Origin of the sequence: uncultured Nevskia sp. (genome assembly GCF_903885465.1) — a bacterium.
Lineage (GTDB): Bacteria > Pseudomonadota > Gammaproteobacteria > Nevskiales > Nevskiaceae > Nevskia.
Genome location: NZ_CAISIQ010000484.1, coordinates 1 through 5,281, shown reverse-complemented (window position 1 = coordinate 5,281; position 5,281 = coordinate 1). Strand labels below are relative to the sequence as shown.

The following is a 5,281-nucleotide window of genomic DNA, read 5'->3' as shown; positions in this document are numbered from 1 at the left end:
GTCCCCAAGAAGCTTCGGGCGCCACCCCTCCGGCACTGGCCCTATCCCGGACTCGACCATCCGCATGTTCTCGTGGCCGGGAAAGCGGAAGTGGACGAACCACTCCTCGTAGCTGCGCCGGGCCATCTCCTCCAGGATCGCGATGCGCCGCGTGTTGTTCTCGATCAGGTCGTCGTAGGCGGTGAGGATGGAGGCGATGCGGCGTTGGTCATCCGTCGAAGGCAACTTCGGCAGCCGCAGGCACCGAATGTCCTTCATGTTGAGATGGTGCACCGTTGCGCCGTTTGACTGTCCGCGGATTCGACCTTGTATCTCGTCGCCAAGTAGCAGATAGACCAGATACTCGGGCAATACCCTCTTGCGGTCAGGGCGGATCAGAACTGTGCGTTGCCCCAAACAGACCTTCAATTTCTCTGGAATGATGGCGACATTGCCGATAGGAGCTTCCCGCGCCAAGATCAGATCGCCGGCGCGTGGCTCCATTCGCTGCGTCCATTGTTGATAAGTCTCGTCCGATACCCTGTTGACTCCATCAAGTAACAGCCGGCCGCGACCAATGTTTGGCGTGCGGATCGACGGATGTCCTTCGGGCTGAGTAGGCGCCGTTTTGTGCTCACAATCGACTATGGCAGTGCAAACGTCGTTCAGCGTCAGAACACTGGTGGCAATCGTCACGCCGACTTCTCAAGTAAGCCAGAAACCGCCTCGGCGATGGTGGTCTCTAGTGCCCTCGCGGTGGTATTGAGTATCTCCAGCTCCTCATTCAACTCTTCCAGCCGCTCCGAAAAAACGAAGTCATCGGCCGCGCGTTCGCCAACGCCTACATAGCGCCCCGGATTGAGGCTCCAACCCTGCGCCTCGATCTCGACCAGCGTCGCGGCCTTGCATAGTCCCGGAACATCGCTATAGCCCAGTTCCGGGAACTGCTGAAGCAGCCTTTCGCCGCTGCCATAGCCGAACTCAGGCTCCTTTCCCCGATACTGCCGGACGATATTGGCTAGGAACTCCAACTGCTCGGGCGTGAACTCGCGGATGGCCCGCGTAATCTGCCGGAAGTATGGCCGGGCATCTATGAAAAGCACCTTGTCCTTGCGGGAGCTATGGCGTTTGCCTTTGTCGAAGAACCACAGGGTGCAGGGCAAGGTGACGGTATAGAAGAAGTTGGAGCCGATGCTGACGATCACGTCCACGGCGCCGGACTGGATCAGCTTCTTCCTGATCTCCAGCTCGCTGCCGCGTGCATCGCCGGCCGAGTTGGCCATGACGAAGCCAGCGCGGCCGGTGTCGTTCAGCGCCGCGTAGAAGAGCTGTATCCAGAGGTAGTTCGCGTTGTCCGTGCTCGGCAGGCCCAGGGGAAACCGGCGGTCGTCCTTAAGGCGATCCTTGTCCACGCCTGAGTGGTTAAACGGAGGATTGGCCATCACGAAGTCAAAGCGGCCAAGAGCCTTGTGCGGGTCTTCGTAGTAGGTGTTGGACTCGCGGATGTCGCCAGACAGGCCATGCACGGCGAGGTTCATCTTGCCGAGCTTGACGGTATCGGCAGCCTTTTCGGTGCCGAACACGGTCAGCTCGCGTGTGGCGTTCTTCTGATGACGCTGCACGAAGCTGGCGCATTGCACGAACATGCCGCCGGAGCCACAGGCGGGATCGAAGATGCGGCCGTGGTTGGGCTCCAGGATTTCCACGATCAGCCGGACGATGCTGGTGGGCGTGTAGAAGACGCCGCCCTTCTGGCCTTCCTTCATCGCGAAGTTGCCGAGGAAGTATTCGTAAACCTTGCCGAAGGCATCGCCTTCCAGGTTTAGCGGTGCCAGCAAGCGCAATAGCTCCACGAGGGTGGCCGTGGGTAGCTTGTTGTAGCTGCGCGGAAGCACGCCCTTCAGCTCATCGTTGTTGGCTTCCACGAGGGCCATCGCGTTGTTGATCGCGCGGCCTAGGTTGTCGCCCTCGGTGAGCGTAAGCAGGTGCGAGAAGCGGGCCTCTTCCGGCAGGAATAGCACGCCCTCGGCTTGGTAGTCCATCGGCTCCAGCTCGTCAGCCGGCGCGCCCTTCTTCGTCAGCTTGGCTGTCAGTTCGGTGAATCGCTTGTCTGCAAAGCGCAAGAAGATGAGCCCGAGGACCGGCGTGGAAAAGTCCGAGGGCTTCAGGCCGGTATTGGCCCAAAGCTGATCTGCAGCCGCCCACAGGCTGTTCTCAATTGCAACGAGGTCTGCCGCCATGATTCCCTGGTTTTTGTGATGAGGACCGGCTGGGGTCCTTTGTTACGCCGAGTATTCAGCAAGGCGCCCGCCAAGTCAGCCGGCAGATTGAATCCGCGTCACAAGATTGTGCACGGAGGTCTTGTACCAACGCCCACCGCGGGGCGTAAGCATGCCGCGCTCGTTCAATGCCGCTGCGACTGCGCCGAGGCTGGTGATGCCGTCATGAGTCAGCGCATCGAGCACCGGCTTCAGTTCTTGGGCGTGCTTGTCTGCTTTGTCCCGGATCGCTTCCAGGCTCGCAGCATTGCCCTTGCTGGCACGTCTGAGCGCCGCCGCCCCGTTGGGGTTGCCCAGCTTGGTGCCGCGCCGCTTGGCGGCCTGCAGGGCCTCCTTGGTGCGTCTGGAAATAGCTTCGCGCTCTTGCTGTGCGACCAGCGCCATGATGCCCACGGTCAGCTCGTTGGCGTCCGGAAGGTCAGCCGCAATGAACCGTGAGCCACTGTCCCTGAGAGTGAGCAGGAAGGCCGCGTTGCGGGACAGGCGGTCGAGCTTTGCGATCACCAGAGTGGCCCCAGTGACCTTGGCGAGATGCAAGGCCTTCACCAGCTCCGGGCGTGTGTTGCGCTTGCCGGATTCAACTTCGGTGAACCATTGGGTTACCAAGGCACCCCGATGGGCTGCGAAGGTCTCCACGGCGCTTCGTTGGGCTTCCAAACCCAAGCCACTGCGGCCTTGTTGCTGAGTGCTGACACGGAGATAGGCCACGAACTTGGGCGCTGAGGTGGACATGGTATAGAACGGCCTGATGAGCGTAAGGCCATTTTGTACCGCGCCTCACTACGAAAGCAAAGGCATCTGTCGAATACCGTCATTTTCGGCACCCTGATATATACACATAGTCTCTCCACTGATTAAATTCACGCCATGGATTCATTTCAGCCATCGACGAATATCAGCGGCCAGAAACTCCGGCAGAAATGGGGCGACGCTGTTAATCCCGGTTTTGTTGCAATCCCCAACATGCTTCTGGTTCACCAGGGGAGACTCGGGCTTTCGGACGGCGCCCTCGTTGTTTTGCTCAATTTGCTGATGGCGTGGTGGCACGCGGATGAGTCGCCGTTCGTTCGGCCTGAAACAATCGCCAAACGCATGGGATCGAGCCCACGGACAGTTCAGAGGCTCATGCAGGAATTGGTGAGGCTGGGGCTAGTGCGTCGCGTGAACGCAACGAGGCGGCAACCAGTGAGTTACGACCTGAGGAGCACCGTTGAGAAGTTGTCAGCTTTGGCCGCGGTAAATCCACCGAAGCCGTCAAGCGGCTCAGCAATTGCCGTAACCACACAAACAAATGCCCCCATGTAGGGGGCGAAAGGTTCGATAAGACCTGTCGAAATCTTCGTCGGCGCCTGGCAAGGACAGATCGGCTTCCAACCCCGATCTGGAATGACGATGAAGATTCTCACGAGCGGGGCCGGCTTCCATCCCCGGTCCTAGCTCGTGGCGGGCAGATTATGACCCAGGCGACGGAAAACCAGAGGCCGCTCCAATCGAAGTCGGCCGGGTAGCGGGGGGAAGCCGGCACGTGCGATCTACGTTATGAGGTCGCGGATATTTGCCCCGATTTTGCCCTCGGTGGCTCTAGCACAACTTCCGGCCATTTGATTCTGTTGATGGCCTCTTGAAGAGCGGCAAGTGGTATGTGCCCACGCTTGATGTAGTGGGTCTGAAGGGTCGTCGTCCCTTCGTGGCCGATCAACTCGATGATCGTGGCGTCCGGAACGCCAGCGGCGTTGAGCTTGGTAGCCACGCCGTGGCGGAACGAATGGAACGCGAAACCCTCTTGGTTGATACCAACAGAGCGTCGGTAATCGGTGAACCATTGCGAGAATTTCCCGCTGCGAAGGTTGGCGTTGTTAGGGTCAGGCTTGAGGAGCGGGAACAGGAAATCCGAGGGGTTCGGTGCGACGGCAGCGACGTAATCCAAGAAGCCCAGCCTCAACACCTCGCGGTGAAGGGGCACACGCCGAACTGCCGCGTCGGTCTTCACACGCTCCTTACGCATGATGGTGACGCCTTGCGCTGCTTCGTCCGAATCGGTAATCCAAAGGAATGAGATGCCTCCTTCCTCCTGAACCTCGCCTCCTATCAACCGCGCAAGCTCTTCCAGCCTTGTCCCGTGATACAGAGCTAGGATCGGCATCCAGTACCGGTGATCCTGGATAACCAAGTCGCCGGGTTCTTTCCTTCGGTCTTCGGACTTGCACCCCTTCCAGACTGGCGATGCGAACAGCCGTCGCAGCGGCTCTCCCTCCCACATCTTTCTCGCGACACTCGCGGCGCCAACCCTGTCGAAGTCGAAGTCATAAGCAGGATTCGACCAGTTGACCTTATCGGGGTCACGGAAGTGCTCGAACAGGGCGCCGAGCGGCGAGGAATGCCCCTTAATGGATTTGGACGCCAGCCTCGGGCCTTCGATACCCGTGGCGGCGTCGATGAGCTGGGGCATCGTGACACCCCGGTCTTTTGCACCCTTCCCGTAATGCTTCGGCAACAACGCCAGCGCTCGGTAAAACGAGTGGCAATCACTGCGCTTGTAATCGTTGACGGGACGATCTCCCAGGAACTCGCGGAAGAGTCGGAACGTCGTCTCAGCCTTGCGGACCGTATTGTCTACCCAAGGCTTCGGCTTGGCGCGCATGGCAGTAATGAGTTGACCCTGAGCTTCCGAGAGCAGCGGCGCGGGCTTCTCCTCTTGCCTCGCTGGGGCAGTATCAACTGAGGTGGCCGCACCAAGCGCCGGGTAGTCGCCCAACAGGCTGCACCTGAAAGTTTCCAATGCCTCGACTTTCGCCCGGAGGAGCCCCGACGCCAACGCTCCATACTGATCTACCGGGATTCTGTGCTCTTCGCTGAGTCGTGTAACGCTCTCCCGGACACTGCGATAGTCCCTGCGAGCGAGCAACTCACGAACGTCCGAGATGAGGTGCTCGATCTGCTCGACCTCAAGGTCCAGAGGGTCCTCGTCGTTCAGCGTCGGCGATGTATAGGGACCTAGACCGCGGGATTCGAGGTGTTGCTCG

At 59.8% G+C, this 5,281-nt stretch carries 5 protein-coding genes; 1 reads left to right on the top strand and 4 read right to left on the bottom strand.

What is annotated here, in order from left to right:
- The 3 genes from QZY06_RS18835 to QZY06_RS18825 form a co-directional block, all read right to left on the bottom strand.
- A partial coding sequence (locus tag QZY06_RS18835) for a restriction endonuclease subunit S (protein WP_295686988.1) occupies positions 1-675 on the bottom strand: 675 nt, incomplete at its 3' end.
- A complete protein-coding gene (locus tag QZY06_RS18830) occupies positions 672-2,219 on the bottom strand; it encodes a class I SAM-dependent DNA methyltransferase (RefSeq protein WP_295686986.1) in 1,548 nt (515 codons plus the stop codon). The genes QZY06_RS18830 and QZY06_RS18835, both read right to left, overlap by 4 nt.
- A gap of 75 nt (positions 2,220-2,294) precedes the next feature.
- Positions 2,295-2,990 carry a recombinase family protein gene (locus tag QZY06_RS18825; RefSeq protein WP_295686985.1) on the bottom strand — a complete coding sequence of 232 codons (696 nt, stop codon included), beginning with the start codon at positions 2,988-2,990 and terminating at the stop codon, positions 2,295-2,297.
- Positions 2,991-3,125: 135 nt separating this feature from the next.
- Between QZY06_RS18825 and QZY06_RS22280 the strand changes: the two genes are divergently transcribed.
- Positions 3,126-3,563: a helix-turn-helix domain-containing protein gene (locus tag QZY06_RS22280; RefSeq protein ID WP_367275679.1), complete on the top strand. Its 438-nt coding sequence runs from the start codon at positions 3,126-3,128 to the stop codon at positions 3,561-3,563.
- Between the two features lie 232 nt (positions 3,564-3,795).
- On the opposite strand, the gene QZY06_RS18820 is transcribed toward QZY06_RS22280, so the two are convergent.
- A partial coding sequence (locus QZY06_RS18820) for a site-specific integrase (protein ID WP_295686984.1) occupies positions 3,796-5,281 on the bottom strand: 1,486 nt, incomplete at its 5' end.